The sequence below is a fragment of the Spirosoma validum genome, from assembly GCF_014699035.1.
GTDB classification, from domain to species: domain Bacteria; phylum Bacteroidota; class Bacteroidia; order Cytophagales; family Spirosomataceae; genus Spirosoma; species Spirosoma validum.
In genome coordinates, this window is sequence record NZ_JACXAA010000002.1 from 598,832 (window position 1) to 613,347 (window position 14,516).

The following is a 14,516-nucleotide window of genomic DNA, read 5'->3' on the forward strand; positions in this document are numbered from 1 at the left end:
CAAAATCGCTGATCTCAATCGAAAAGATACAATGATTATCTCTTATAAAAAACACATTGTCGGCCTGTTAACGGCAGGAACGCTACTATTTAGCGGTTGCCAGAAGCAGGCGTTTGTCGATGTCAACATCGACCCGGAATCGTTGACGAGCGTGCCGCCCGCTAACCAGTTCCTTAATGCATCGATTGGTGTACACAATCAGGATTTCGAAGCGTTCTATGATACGTATCAGCGGATCATGCCTTGGATGCAGTACTCGACGGCCGTCAATGGTAACGGGCAGAACTTCACTCAGGTATACGATAATTTCTCCCAGCGGTACGGTCGACTCTACAGCGGGGCCAATGGCGTTGGTAATACGCTGACCGATCTGGAAAAACTGATCGAAAAACTACCCGCTACAGAACAGCCCCGTTATGTGCACATGATCCGGATTGCGCGGATACTGAAAGCTTACTATACGTTCTACGTAAGCGACATTTATGGCAGTATTCCGTATTCAGAGGCTTTTCAGGCCCGTTACGGTGGTACGCTAACGCCAAAATATGATCCACAGCAAACCATTTTTGCTACGTTGGATACCGAGTTGAAAGAAGCTATCACCACGCTGAAAACCCCCCAAACGACTTCGCAGGTAGCTCTGGGCACAAATGATCAGTATTATGCCGGCAATACCCAGCAATGGGTAAAAGCGGCTAATGCGCTCCGGTTAAAAATTGCGATGCGTCTAGCCAAACGGGATGCCGCCAAGCTAAAGACCATTGCGCAGGAAGTGTTGAGCTCGCCTGCTACTGATCTGATGAGCAGCAATACCGATGGCTGGGTTTTTATAGCACCGGCTGGATTTACCGGTGGAGGAGATTCCAACTGGAACCCGGCCGGTTTGCGAGCGGCAAAACCGCTTGTCGATTTCATGTGGGACACGATGGACCCCCGCATCGACGCGTTCTTTACGCCCAATGGCTACTCGCAAGCTAACATCGATCTGCTTATTACGGATAAACAGCTTCCCACTGGCACAAAAGAGTCAGCACGCCGTTATGTTGGTGGCTTTACCAGCCCCGATGCATCCAGGACAGCCCAGAACATCCAGCGCTATTATACACCCCGCTATTTAACCATCAGCGGTACGCGTACGGCTATTGATACGTTATCGTACATACAGCCGCGTTTGTTTCAGGCTTCCTATGCCGTGAATGGCTCAACAGGTACGGGTAAAAATTACTTTCCGGTTATTACGTACGCCGATTTCTGCTTCATGCGAGCCGAACTGGCAGCACAGGCCATTACGACCGAAACGGCCAAAACCTGGTATGATTCCGGTGTTGTGGCTTCGCTGGATTGGTACGATGTGGTAGCACAGGGAACGGTAGTATCAAATTATACGCCCATGACGGCGGCTGAAAAAACGGCATATCTGGCGAAACCACAGGTGGTTTTTAACGCAGCTAAAGCGATGGATCTGATTGCCAGCCAGGAGTATATAAATTTCCTCCGTCAACCGGCTGAAGGCTGGGCGTTGTGGAAGCGTACCGGTTTACCAAACACTACGTCGACTCTGGCTCTTCCCGCGTTGATTTCGAATGGCGCTACGCTGGTGGTACCCCGCCGGGCACCGCTGGGTCTGCCAAATCCAAGTGAAGCGAACTACGCCAATCGGAAAGCTGCTTATGATGAGATGGCTAAAGAATCTGGCTTTGGTACGAGTCCGCAGGACGCTACCGGACGTGTATGGTGGGATGTGCCCTAATAATTTTGAAATAGCACTTGTTTTTCATAAGTTGGTAGATAATAAGACGGAGCCGCAAAACGGCTCCGTCACTTTTGTTAACAAGGTATTCCATTGATTCCAACGTATATGAAAAATTACGTAGTGTGGGGTTTTATCTGTGTATTTGGCATGATAATGAGACAGCCCAGCTATGCACAGAAGCCTACCTTCTACCGCGATGTTCAGCCACTAATTCATGCCAACTGCGCCGTGTGTCATCGACCGGGGGAGGCCGCGCCGTTTTCGCTCATTACGTATGAAGATGTAACGAAACGGTCGAAGTTCATTAAAAAGGTTGTAGTGAGTGGCTATATGCCGCCCTGGCGTGCAGACGATCATTACGTTACATTCGCTAATAAACGTAGCCTGACACCGGAACAAATCAAAACCCTGACGGACTGGATCGACGCCGACATGCCGAAGGGCAAAGTGAACACTGAGGCTGAAAGCGCTTTGCTGAAGCGGGCGCAGGCCGGTACGGGTTACTCGCGTGTACCCGACCTGACGTTACGTATGCTAAAGCCATTCACGGTTGTAAGGGACGGCAAAGAACATTTTATGGTGTTTAAGATTCCGTTTGGTCTGGCAGAAACGGCTAACGTTGAAGCTGTTGAGTTTACCTCGAACAATAAGAAGGCGATTCACCATGCCAATTTTGCGATTCACCCGGTAGAAGATCCCGCGATTAGCCTGACCAATACCGCAGAACAGGTCGACCTGAATGGTGAGGATGCTTCGCGATACCGGGAGTGGTTGCCCTACAAAAAGCAAATGACGTATTACGGAGGGTGGGTTCCCGGAACAACAGTCGAGACGTATCCGGCCGATATGGGCTGGGTGATGCCGAAACGGGGCGTCATGTTGCTGACCGTGCATTTCGGACCATCTGCGAAGGATACCATTAGCTTGAATGGCGTTAATTTTTTCTTTACCAAAAAACCAATTCGCCGGACGGTAAAAGTCATCAGTTTAGGGTCGGGTGGTATTGGTGAGCGCGATATTTCGCCCCCGCTGCTGGTATTTGGTGGCGATAGCCTGACAACCAAGTTGAAGGTAGCGTACCGAAATCAACCCATTACGTTATTATACGCCTGGCCACACATGCACCAGATCGGCAAACGGTTTACAGCCTTTGTTACTCAGGCCGATCAGGATACGATTCCACTGGTACGTATCCCGGACTGGGATTTTCGCTGGCAGGAAATCTACCGCTACGAAAAGCCGGTTATCTTACCAACGGGAGCGGTCATTAACGTGATTGGAACGTATGACAATACGGAAAGTAATCCGTTGAATCCCAACAAACCGCCTAAAATCATTACGTCGGATGGGCAAATGCGGAGCGATCAGGAAATGATGACGTTGTTATTACTGTACGTGGCCTACGAACCCGGCGACGAAAACCTTCGGCTTAACTGACGTGCTATGTTGACACCTCAAACGCTTTTGGCCGTTGTTACCTTGCTGCTCGGGCTGATTTGGCCCGCCAATTTACCCGAATCACAACCGTTATTTACAGTGCTTTCGCCTGAGCAGACGGGTGTTCAATTTACCAATGTCATTCAGGAAACCGACTCGCTTAACATTTTTCGGTATGAATACCTGTACAATGGCAATGGCGTCGGTATCGGCGATTTTGATGGTGATGGTCAATCTGATTTGTTTTTCTCCGGCAATACCGTAGCGCATAAACTCTATCTGAACAAAGGAAACTGGCGTTTTAACGACGTAACGAAACAAGCTGGCGTAGCGGGAAATGGTACGTGGGCAACGGGTGTGAGTGTTGCCGACGCGAATGGCGATGGACGAGTGGATATTTACGTCTGTCATTCAGGGAAATACTCGCCTGAAAAATTAGCCAATGAATTATTTATTAATGAGGGCCTTAAAGACGGCGTACCGCAGTTTCGGGAGCGGGCAAAAGAGTTTGGGCTGGATTTGCCCGGAACACAATCTACGCAAGCCGCTTTCTTCGATTACGACCGCGACGGTGACTTAGACGTTTTTCTTCTGAATCACTCCAATCATACCTACAATCCGTTTCTAAATACCCGCAAGATTCGCGCTACGCCCGATTTTCGGTTTGGCAATCGCCTGCTACGTAACGACCAGAGTAAGTTTACGGACGTAACGCTGGCCGAAGGTATTCTGAACAATCCGCTTAATTTCGGCCTCAGCGTGGGGGTGAGCGATCTAAACGGCGATGGTTGGCCGGATTTATATACGACCAGCGATTATACCGAACAGGACTGTCTGTACCTGAATCAGCACGACGGAACGGGGCATCATACCGGTTTCAGAGAGTCGCTACGTGGCGCTATGACCCACACATCCAAGTTTTCGATGGGTTGCGACCTGGCCGATTTTAACAACGATACGTTACCCGATGTCGTTACGCTCGATATGCTGCCTGAAGATAATCATCGGCAAAAGATGCTCAAAGGCCCTGACGAGTATGACGCTTATCAAATGCTGATCGACAGCGGCTATTTCCGTCAGCAGATGCGGAACATGCTTCAACTAAATCGCGGGAATTGGGGGAACGGTACCGGGCTAAGAGAAATAGCAGAGAAATCGCCTTCTATTAGCCCAGTGCCCCGTTTTTCCGAAATTGGTCAACTGGCGGGTATAGCTGCTACGGACTGGTCGTGGTCTGCATTACTGGCTGATCTGGATAACGATGGCTGGAAAGACCTGTTTGTAACGAACGGCTATCTGCGCGATTTCACTGATCTGGATTTCATGAAATACACGGTTGCCGATGCTAAACTGGAAGAAGCAGCTAAGGGGAATCTGAACTTTCAGACCGTCGATCTGGTGCGAAAAATGCCATCGAATCGGCTGACAAACTATGCTTTTCGCAATAACCATGATCTGACATTCAGTAACAAGGCGGCTGCCTGGGGCCTGGCGACGCCAGCCGTATCAGGCGCTGCGGCTTATGCCGATTTTGATGGCGATGGCGATCTGGACCTGGTGATCTGTAAACAGAATGAACCTGTTTCGCTCTGCCGGAACAACGCTGAACAGAGCCGGAGCGAAGCCCATTTTCTGCGCGTGCGTTTGGTTGGAAAGGATGCGAACACGCAGGCGATTGGAGCGAGAGTTGTAATTGAAACTAATGATGGGCGTCAGTTGCAGGAAGCGTATCCGGTGCGGGGGTATCAGGCATCCGTTGAACCGACCATCCATTTTGGTGTAGGAAAACAGACAACTATAAACCGCTTGACCGTTTACTGGCCCGATGGCCATCAGACCCAGCAAACAAACGTACCTGCTGATCAGACTATTCAAATACGACAAGCGGATGCCACTACTACGTCTGCTCTGCCCAAAACTGAAACCTCCTGGTTTAATCCATTGGCGATGAATCAGCTACTGCCATTTCGCCATCGTGAAAACGACTTTATCGATTTTAAAGTAGAGGTACTCATTCCCTACGAACTATCAAGGTTGGGACCGGCATTGGCAAAAGCGGATGTAAATGGTGATGGACTGGACGATGTTTTTCTGGGCGGAGCTGTTGGGCAAAATGCCGAGCTATGGATACAGCAAACTAATGGTACGTTCAAACGTTCGGATGAACAGCCCTGGAAAGCGGATGCTGCCAGCGAAGACGTAAACGCCTTATTTTTCGACGCTGACCGAGATGGCGACGCTGATTTATACGTAGTGAGTGGCGGCAATGAATACGAAACGGGTGCGCCCGAATACCAGGACCGCCTTTATCTGAACGACGGGAAAGGCCGTTTCAGCCGCCTTGTACAGGCGCTTCCGCAAATGAGAAGTAGTAAAATGGCTATTGCTGCTGCCGATATGGATCAGGATGGCGATCTGGATTTGTTTGTGGGCGGACGCGGCAAGCCGGGCGCATTTCCAATACCATCCGAGAGTTATCTGTTACGTAACGACACACCTGCTAATGGAACTGTGCACTTCACGGACGTAACGGATCAGCTTGCGCCTGCGTTGCGACACATTGGTATGGTGCAGGCGGCTGGCTGGACGGATTTACAGGGAGATAAGTACCCTGAACTGTTACTAGCTGGCGACTGGATGTCGGTGCGCTTGTTCGACAATCAGAAAGGAAAACTAGCCGATATTTCGGCGAAAGCTGGACTGGCTGATAGCGAAGGCATGTGGGCTTCGATCCTGCTGGCGGACATTGATCAGGATGGAGATACCGACATTGTTGCAGGCAATGCCGGGCTGAACAATCTGTTCCGGGCTGAACAAAAGCAGCCGATGCAGATTGTAACGACCGATATTGATAACGACGGTGTGATGGACCCCCTCTGGACGTATTATATTCAGGGCAAGGCATACCCGGTAGCTTCGCGTGATGAATTGCTTGATCAGGTGGTGCCGTTACGGAAAAAATTCACGCGCTATCATCAATACGCTGATGCCACTGTGCCCGACATTTTGAATAAATCGCAACTGGCACAAGCATCAGTTGTTTCGGTACGGCAACTGGCGTCTGGTATTTTCAAAAATCAGGGGAATGGTACGTTTCAGTTTGAGTCTTTACCTGTTGAGGCACAATTTTCGCGGGGGAGTGCGTTAGTATTCGAGGATATGGATGCCGACGGGAAATCTGATTTGCTGGTAGCGGGTAACTTTTATCCATATCGCGTGCAATTTGGCCCTTGCTCGGCCAGTTTTGGTTGTTTGCTGAAAGGTGATGGGGGAGGGCATTTTAAGGTTATCGAACCTCGTCAAACGGGAATCTGGGCCGGGGGCGATGTTCGGCAGGTAATCAGCATACGTACCGCTACGAATCGAAAACGGTTGCTGTTCACAGTAAACGACGGCTCTTTACTGGGTTTTGAGCGATGAAAAAACGATTGGTATTTTGCGTCGTCTGGCTCACCAGCCTAACCGCCTGGGCGCCCGCTCCAACACCGATTGCAGAAACAACCCTGTTGCATGCTGCTCATCAGTTACTTACCGATATTATGGTGGCCGATGTGTTTTCTCCCCCCGTAGCTTCCCGAATTTATGCTTATGCGCACATAGCGGCCTATGAAGCCTTAATTCCCTTTCAGAAAGGGTCATACCGGTCACTGGCGGGTCAACTGCCCTCATTATCATCTTTAACGGCTAGTCCATCAACTGAATGTCGACCGGAATTGGCGGCTATTGAAGCATTTTTGCGAGTGGGGAAAGGGCTGATTTTCTCGGAAGAACGGCTTGACAAACTCACGGCTCAACTCTGGTTACAGGCGCAAAAACGAGGGTATTCGGAGAGAACGATTATAGCCTCAAAGGAATTTGGTTCACAGGTTGCGCTGCATATTCTGGAATGGGCTAAAGGCGATAATTACCGCCAGACTCGGTCATTACGTCGATATGCGCCTACAAAAAAAGCCGGCGCTTGGGCACCCACTCCACCCGGTTATCTGGCCGCTGTCGAACCTTATTGGGCACGCATCCGGCCGCTCACGCTTGATTCAGCCGCACAGTGTCGAACCGTCGGACCGCCATCATTTAGCACGACTAATGGGAGTCCATTTTATGCAATGGTGCGAGAGGTTTATGATACAGGGAAGAATTTAACTACGGACCAACGACTCATTGCTAATTATTGGGATTGTAATCCGTTTTTCCTGAACATACAGGGGCATTTGAATTTCGCCAGTAAAAAACTATCGCCGGGAGGTCATTGGATGGCTATTGCTGGACAAGTGGCCCGGCAAACGAAATCTGATCTGATGGCGACAAGTGCAGCTTACACGTTAACGGCTATTGCGCTTTTCGACGGTTTCATTAGCTGCTGGGCAGAGAAATACCAATACAACGTAATCCGGCCCGAGACGTATATCAATGCTCATCTGGATGAAAGCTGGCGACCAGTTTTGCAAACGCCCCCCTTTCCTGAATACCCCAGTGGCCATAGTGTTGTTTCAACAGCCTCGGCTGTGGTATTGACCCATTTTTTTGGAAAGGCTGTTTCCTTTACGGATAGTACAGAGATGGCGTATGGCTTGCCTTCCCGTCGATTTACATCGTTCAACCAGGCGGCTGATGAAGCCTCAATCAGTCGGCTATATGGCGGTATTCACTATCGACCAGCATTAGACAACGGTCAACTTATGGGAAAGTCTGTTGGAGAAGCGGTGCTGAGCAAAATCACGCTACGCTCCGCTGCGGCATCAAAACGGTAAGCTCGTTTGATTAGCCGTTAAAGGTTTGTACGAAAAATTAGTTATCCCCGCAATTCGACTACCTGACCGTCCTGGCAACGTAGCACGCGACCGGGGTACTTGTGTATGAACTCGTAATTGTGCGTAGCCATAAAAATAGCTGTGCCACTCTGCTGATCTGACGGGCTAAAAATGCCAATCGTGAGCAATTTAGTTATTTGCCGATAAGCTTAACAAGGGTCTTATTTTTCCAGGAAATGAAAAGAATAAGACCGGTTCTAAAGGAAGGCATTAAGCAAGTCGTTTGCTATGAAAAAATTAGAGAAGTGGAGCGTCAAGACTTTCTAACGTCAAGTTACAGGATTAGTCTGGACTGCGAGTAAATTCCTGGAATGCTCCAAGTGACTTTCTACTACGTCCTCAGCGATACATTTTTGGTAAATCTGCCTCAAACCACGTATACGGGTCCTGATAAAAACGGAGAAAATCAGGCACACTGGCCTGCCCGGGGTAGGGCGCGTAATAATGGGTTGCACTTTGCCTGTCATTGCGCCAGACCAGTACGTAAGCTAGTCGCATTTTTTCAGCTTTCAACGATTTCAATAACGTAGTGGTCCACCAGGTTGTATCCGGAATTGATTCAAGTCCTGTCTCCGTGAAGGCGGCCAATTTCCCGGCTTTTTGTGCATACTCCGATACAATTTTTAATTTCTGAATACCAGCGCTTACATCATAACGACCGTTACGTCCGAAATCGGCGTAGTTATCCATGCCGACCATATCAACCCACGCATCGCCTGGATAGCGCTCCAAATACTCGGCTTCTGTTTTGAAAAGGCAGTCGGGCGAGAAGGCATACAGGAAATTATTTACCTGAAGGCTATCGCGCAGGTACGAAACCGTGAAGCGCCATAGGGAGACAAAATCTTTCTGGCTACAGTGCGGCTTTCCCCACCAGAACCAACCGCCATCGAACTCATGATACGGTCGAAAAATCATCGGCACTAGTTTCCCGTCTTTGCCTTTCACGGAGCGAGCCAAATCACCAACGGTACGTAGAATCTCTTTGTATTTTTCATGGTGAGAACCGCCTGGAATTAGATGGGATACTGCAGCTACAGAAACCGTATCAATCCAGTAAAATCCACCTTTAGAAACCGGATTGGAAAAATGCCAGGCAACAGTCGTTACGCCCCCACGATTATACGTATCAATAATCTGTTGACGTAGCAACGCTTTTGTCTTGTCAATCGCTTCGAGCGAACGACCCGACAAACCACTAAAGTCGATACCAATAACGGCCGGATGCGAACCCGTTACCGATTTAACATCTGACCGATTGGAATCACCCACCCATCCATGACCATATTCAGTAGCGTGCTGATGACCAAACAAAATATGCTTCCTGCTCAGCTTTCGTAAGTTTCGATAGAGCGCTTTTGTCTCTTTGGTCGCTTTCGGGTCGATGGGTTTGTTACGATCGTTTTTTGCTTCTAGTATAGTTGGCCCTACTAAGTAGGCCAACAATCCAATTTGAGCTAATCGAAGTAAACGTTTACGCATGATAAAGAGGTATAGTGATAGGCTAATTACACGCTGTTTCTGGTCGGTTCCAAAAACAAGACGGTGCGTGAGATTAAAATCAGTTATTGGTAAAATACAATAATATCTATCATGCATAAAAATGTTTCGAGAAATATTCCAGATTAAAAGATGATAAAAAGCAGCATTATTTGATGTACTATTTAGAGTATATCTACTTATATTTAGATGGCTATTTTCAGTTGAATTTATTTAGTATTTTTTGGTATTTACCCATGCTGAAATTCAAGGATAAGTACAAAATAGTGTGAATAAACTCAATAGACAGCAGCGCATTTGTCTTTCACTCTTTTCACTAGTATGAAAAAAAACTTACTTTATTTCAAAATCCTTCTTCTTTCCCTTCTGACAACGCTCAGCTTTGCGCAGAGCGTTGACGTCAGAGGGCGCGTTACCGGCGAAGGAGGTACGCCTATCTACGGTGCCAACGTAGTGGTCAAGGGCAGTCGGCAGGGCGCAGTCACCGATGAGAAAGGTGATTACCGAATTCAGGTGCCTAAGGGATCAATACTGACGGTTAGCTTTATTGGCTATGTAGCAAAAGATGTTCCAATCGGGAATAATTCGACGCTGAACGTATCACTGTCTCCTCAATCGTCTGTGCTGGATGAAGTTGTTGTAACAGCCCTTGGTATTAGAAAAGAGCGTAAATCACTCGGCTATTCGACTACTGAAATCAAAGGTGAAGATCTGACCCAGGCCCGGTCGGTCAACGTAGCGAACTCGCTGGTTGGTAAAGTAGCTGGTCTGAACATTACTGGAACGGCGACGGGCCCAAGTGGATCGAGCCGGATTACGATTCGGGGTAATGGATCGATTGGTGGCAACAACCAACCCCTGATTGTTGTGGATGGGATTCCGATTAACAACGATAACCTGGGTTCAGTAGGGATGTGGGGTGGTTCTGATAAAGGCGACGGCATTTCGAGTCTGAACCCCGACGAGATCGAAACCATGAACGTACTGAAAGGTGCTACAGCCGCGGCTCTTTATGGCTCGCGGGCCTCGAATGGCGCTATTCTGGTAACGACCAAAGGTGGCAAGGTGGGTCGGGGAATTGGGGTTGAGGTGAACAGTAATTTCGTAGCTGAAGATCTGCTGATCAAACGGTTTAAAGATTATCAGTACGATTACGGCGCTGGTAATAACGGCCAAAAACCAACGACTGTACTGGAAGCCACAACGACAAACAGTTGGGGCGGAAAATTAGATGGGACCAGCGTTATGCAATACGATGGCGTGGCCCGCCCTTACGTAGCGCAGCGCGACAACCTGATCAATTTCTACAAAACGGGCAATACGTTTACCAACTCGATCGCAATCAGTGGAGCCAGCGAAAAAGTTACGTATCGTTTGTCGATGAATAACCTGGATAACCACGGGATTGTACCGGGTAATACGCTTCATCGGAACAACTTTGCGTTGAATACCAACGCTACGCTGGGGCCTAAGCTGACGGTTGTGGCCAACGTTAAATACATCACGGAGAAAAACCATAACCGGCCACGCCTGTCCGATTCGCCGGGCAATGCGAACTATACGTTGTTTACGATGCCGACATCGCTGCCGATTTCAACCATGCAGGATAATATCTTCGATAGCCGTGGGTATGAGAAGGTTTGGTCAGAAAACATTTACGTCCAGAACGCCTATTTTGCTACTAACCAATACAAGCAGGATGATCAGAAAAACCGGGTCATTGCAGCCATTGAGCCTACGTATACCGTAACGCCCTGGTTGTCGCTGATGGCACGTCTGGGTTTCGACAACTATGCCTACCGGAATACGGAAATTACGCCGACAGGAACAGCTTATCAGCTCAATGGTGGCTACAATAATAACCTGCGTAATTTTACGGAAAGCAACTACAGCCTGAATGCGACCATAAAGCACAGTATCACAAATGATATTGGGTTTAGCCTGTTAATGGGCGGAAACCTGATGAAGCAGGTGAATAAACTGGATAATTACAGTGGTAGTGGGTTCAATATTCCGTTCTTCTACGATATTTCCAACATTAGCCCGGCGTCTCGAAGTGTTTCCTACAATTATATCGAGAAACGTATTAACTCAGTATATGCATCGGCTGACCTTTCGTACAAAAATTTCCTGTATGTGAACTTAGGTGGTCGTAATGACTGGTTTTCAACGCTGGCTGCGGGTAAAAACAGTATTTTTTACCCATCTGTTGGAGCCAGCTTTGTGCTAACAGAAGCGTTTAAGCTACCTGCTGCAATCAGTTTTGCCAAACTTCGGGGTTCATGGGCACAGGCCGGGGGTGATACGGATCCCTACAATCTCTCGCTCTATTATGGTCTGACAGGCTCTCATTTAGGACAACCTCTGGCCCAGATTAATGGTAGTCAGGTTCCTAACTCAAATCTTCAGCCGCTAACGTCTACTACGTCGGAACTGGGTCTTGAAGCACGACTGTTCAATAACCGGATGGGAATTGACTTTGCTGTGTATAACCGTAAAACAACTAACGATATCGTAGCGGCTTCCATCTCCGGAACATCGGGTTTTTCCAGCGCTCTGTTCAATGTTGGGCAGATTTCGAATAACGGCATTGAACTGCTACTGAACTACGATATCGTTAAAGCCCGTGACTTCTCCTGGAATGCTTCGTTTAATTTCGCCTACAACAAAAACCAGGTCATCTCTCTCTACGGTGATCTTCAGAACCTGCAAGTCGGTGATCCGGCCCGTTCGCAGTCGTCTTACGTGTTTCAGCAAATTGGCCAGCCATTTAGCCTGATTAAAGGGTTTGCCTATAAACGGGATGCAACCGGTAACGTAATTTATGACGCACAGGGATACCCGCTGAAGAGCGATCTGGTCTCGTATGGTACGGGCGTTTCGCCAATTACACTTGGCTTTAATAATTCCTTCCGCTACAAAGGTATTGGGCTAAGTTTCCTGATTGACGGCAAGTTTGGTGGCCATATTTATTCGGGTACCAACGCGCTGGCCTATCGTTATGGTCTTCATGCCGAAACCCTGCCCGGTCGCGAAACGGGTATTGTTGGCAAGGGCGTGAACGAGAAAGGCGAACCCAATGCGGTGAACGTACCGGCCCAGCAGTACTACCAGTACCTGTATAATTTTGCTGAGCCGTTCGTTTATAGCTCTGATTTCCTTAAACTACGTCAGGTGATTATCGACTATACCATTCCGGCACGGTTGCTGAATAAAATGCCGTTCAAAGCCGCGTCTATCTCCATTGTGGGCCGTAATCTGGCTATCCTGATGAAGCACACGCCGAACATCGATCCGGAATCGACCTACAATAACACAAACGCACAGGGACTGGAGTTTGCGGGTGCCCCACCAACGCGCTCAATGGGGATTAACCTCAACCTGAAATTCTAATCGTCCTGACGTTAATCTTGAAAACCTCGAAAAAATGAAACGTAAGATATTGGCAATGCTTACCCTGACCGTAGCGATGGGGGCTTGCACAAAGGATTTCCAGACAATAAACGTAAACCCGAATGCACCATCATCCGTGCCATTGCCTTTCCTGCTGGGACAGGTACAGCTGATGATTGATGGATCGTCGCCAGACCCTGGTTATAAAACCTGGCGGGGAAACCTGATTTATTCGGGTCCAATGGTTCAGCAACTAGCTTCCACAAACTCGTATTATGTAGGCGACAAATACGTCTATAGTACTGAAAACTGCGGGGCTTATTTTGCCGACTCCTACTCAAACTCGGTTAAAAACCTGGTCAACCTGATTGCCCTTGCCAAAACCGATCCGGCGAACGTCAACATTCTGTCGATGGCTCGCATTTTGAAAGTATTTCAAATGCATATCATTACAGATATGTACGGCGACGCGCCCTACTCCGAAGCGGGTTTAGGCTATCTGAACCAGACATTTGCGCCTAAGTATGATCTTCAGAAAGACATTTATGCTGATATGCTGAAGGAACTTGATGAGGCAGGTAAGGCTTTATCGGCGTCGGCAACTACACCAGCGTCTGCTGATTTTTCGTTCGGGGGCGACGTTACTAAATGGAAAAAGTTTGCCAACTCGCTCATGTTGCGATTAGCCATGCGGATGCAGAAAGTTGATGCGGCTTCTGCCCAGACTTGGGCCAAAAAAGCGGTTGATGGGGGGCTGATGACCAGCAATGATGATACGTACACGATTAAACATTCAGACGGTCCTACGTATAGCATCAACTCCAACTCGTATAACCTCAGCATCTTTTCGTCGGGCGGGCGAAATATTCTGAACGAAGACGCCGTTTTGTGGTCGAAAACTCTCATCGACATGATGAAGGCGCGTAAAGACCCCCGGGTAAACGTCATCGCGGCTATTGCTGGTGGTGATAAGACGCCCAGTAAACAAAAGGGTCTGCCAAATGGCTACGATAACACAACCGGGACGCCATATAGTCTGGCCACTGTCGGTGATGCAAATCTGAAAAATTATTCACGTCCTGCACCCATCATGGTTAATGCCGATGATCCGAATATCTTTTTAACGTATGCTGAAACACGCTTCCTGCTGGCTGAAGCCATCGAGCGTGGCTGGGCCACCGGTTCAGCTAAAGACGAGTATGCCAAAGGGCAGGCAGCCGCTCTCTCGCAATTAGTGCTTTATGACCCAACGGCGGCCATCACTAACACCGCCGATTACGTAGCGGCTAACCCCTATCCAGGCGGTTCGCTGGACGATAAGCTGGCGCAGATTCATAATGAGATGTTTATTCTGACGGCCACCACACTAAACTTTTATGAAGGCTGGGCCAACTGGCGCCGGACGGGGTTGCCCAAGCTGACACCGGTAAATTATCCGGGTAACTCATCGGGTGGACAGATTCCTCGTCGGTTACTCTATCCGCCTTCCGAAGCGGCTGTAAATCCGAACTACGCTATTGCGAATGATCGTCAGGGTGGTGATTCGTTTATTTCACGAGTGTGGTGGGATAAGCAGTAATCCCTGCCCATGCATCACCTCGGAATGCCTTTGGAAACGAAGGCAT

The 14,516-nt window shown here is 48.6% G+C and carries 7 protein-coding genes; 6 read left to right on the forward strand and 1 reads right to left on the reverse strand.

Features of this window, described 5'->3' with window-relative positions:
* Positions 1 to 31: 31 nt before the first annotated feature.
* From IC230_RS07355 to IC230_RS07370, 4 genes are all read left to right on the forward strand, one after another.
* Positions 32 to 1,750: a SusD/RagB family nutrient-binding outer membrane lipoprotein gene (locus IC230_RS07355; RefSeq protein ID WP_191038324.1), complete on the forward strand. Its 1,719-nt coding sequence runs from the start codon at positions 32 to 34 to the stop codon at positions 1,748 to 1,750.
* A 108-nt stretch (positions 1,751 to 1,858) separates the two neighbouring features.
* Complete coding sequence (locus IC230_RS07360) at positions 1,859 to 3,190, forward strand: c-type cytochrome (RefSeq protein WP_223860409.1); 1,332 nt, start codon at positions 1,859 to 1,861, stop codon at positions 3,188 to 3,190.
* A gap of 6 nt (positions 3,191 to 3,196) precedes the next feature.
* On the forward strand, positions 3,197 to 6,610 hold the full coding sequence (locus IC230_RS07365; RefSeq protein ID WP_223860411.1) for a VCBS repeat-containing protein: 3,414 nt from the start codon (positions 3,197 to 3,199) through the stop codon (positions 6,608 to 6,610).
* Positions 6,607 to 7,938: a vanadium-dependent haloperoxidase gene (locus tag IC230_RS07370; protein ID WP_191038325.1), complete on the forward strand. Its 1,332-nt coding sequence runs from the start codon at positions 6,607 to 6,609 to the stop codon at positions 7,936 to 7,938. The genes IC230_RS07365 and IC230_RS07370 overlap by 4 nt, the downstream gene beginning before the upstream one ends.
* A gap of 399 nt (positions 7,939 to 8,337) precedes the next feature.
* Here IC230_RS07370 and IC230_RS07375 read toward each other — a convergent pair whose 3' ends face one another.
* The gene (locus tag IC230_RS07375; RefSeq protein ID WP_191038326.1) at positions 8,338 to 9,480 is read right to left on the reverse strand and encodes a glycoside hydrolase family 26 protein; all 1,143 of its coding nucleotides are present in this window, start codon (positions 9,478 to 9,480) and stop codon (positions 8,338 to 8,340) included.
* Between the two features lie 339 nt (positions 9,481 to 9,819).
* Between IC230_RS07375 and IC230_RS07380 the strand changes: the two genes are divergently transcribed.
* Together IC230_RS07380 and IC230_RS07385 are read left to right on the forward strand one after the other, a co-directional pair.
* Positions 9,820 to 12,891, forward strand: a complete 3,072-nt coding sequence (locus tag IC230_RS07380) for a SusC/RagA family TonB-linked outer membrane protein (protein ID WP_191038327.1) — start codon at positions 9,820 to 9,822, stop codon at positions 12,889 to 12,891.
* Between the two features lie 34 nt (positions 12,892 to 12,925).
* Complete coding sequence (locus IC230_RS07385; protein WP_191038328.1) at positions 12,926 to 14,470, forward strand: SusD/RagB family nutrient-binding outer membrane lipoprotein; 1,545 nt, start codon at positions 12,926 to 12,928, stop codon at positions 14,468 to 14,470.
* Positions 14,471 to 14,516 lie beyond the last annotated feature (46 nt).